Consider the following 948-nt stretch of genomic DNA (forward strand, 5'->3'; position numbering starts at 1 on the left):
GAACAGAACGTGGCCGGCACGGTACGGCCTTTCCGGCGTGGCTATCTGAGTTTTATCCTGCCTTACCGTGTGCATGTGATCCCGCATCCCGAGGGTTCGCGCTACGTCATCATCAATATGTCGCAGCAGTTCCTGCGCCCCGGCCTCGATGTGGATCCGCTGGACCTGGAAGACGTGCCCTTGAGCCGCGCGCCTGAACTCGCGCCCTTCCTGTTCCAGGAATACGCTGACTTCTATTTTTCCGAAGATGAGTTTCCGGAGATCGAAGTACTGCTGGAAAAACTCGCGTTGGAAAACGCGCATCGCCGTTTCGGCTCCATCGAGATGATCCGCGGCCTGATGCTGCAGCTGATAGGTTTGGTCTGCCGCAAGTACGAAGCCGACCTGCTGCGTTTTTCGGCCAGCCAGGCGCAGCAGGGCAGTCGGCGTGCCAGCCTGCAGCGCGCGGTGCGCTACATCCGCGAGCACCTGGCCGGCGAGGTCACGCTGGCCGACGCGGCAGCGGCCGCTTTCCTCTCGCCCAACTACCTTGCGCATCTGCTGAAGAAAGAAACCGGCAAGACTTTCACCGACCTGGTGACCGAACGGCGCCTGGAGTTTGCGCAGGAACAACTGGCGCACAGCAGCCAGCGCATCGCCAGCATCGCCCATGCCTCGGGCTTTGCCGATGAGGCCTACTTCGCGCGGCGCTTCAGGCAGCGTTTTGGCCAGACGCCCAAGGCTTTTCGCGACTCTGTACGCGCCAAAATTTCCGGTTCAACCTGAAGCCGTTGCTGCTGCAGCGCAGCAGCGTTGCATTGAATCGTCCGGTTAATGCGTAATTGCGTCTGCCTGCGCCGGGCGTGTTCGCCATAAGCTCGACAGTTGGAGAAAAACACGGACAACAAGCTCCAGCTTCACCCGGCTTTTTATCAATCCCAGGAGACACACATGACAACACCAGACATG

At 59.9% G+C, this 948-nt stretch carries 1 protein-coding gene; it reads left to right on the forward strand.

What is annotated here, in order from left to right:
- The coding region (locus tag AC1DWI_RS24500; RefSeq protein ID WP_477726090.1) for a helix-turn-helix transcriptional regulator at window positions 1–765 on the forward strand (765 nt) is incomplete at its 5' end.
- Between the last annotated feature and the right edge of the window lie 183 nt (window positions 766–948).

This window comes from Polaromonas sp. P3_C2 (genome assembly GCF_056402675.1).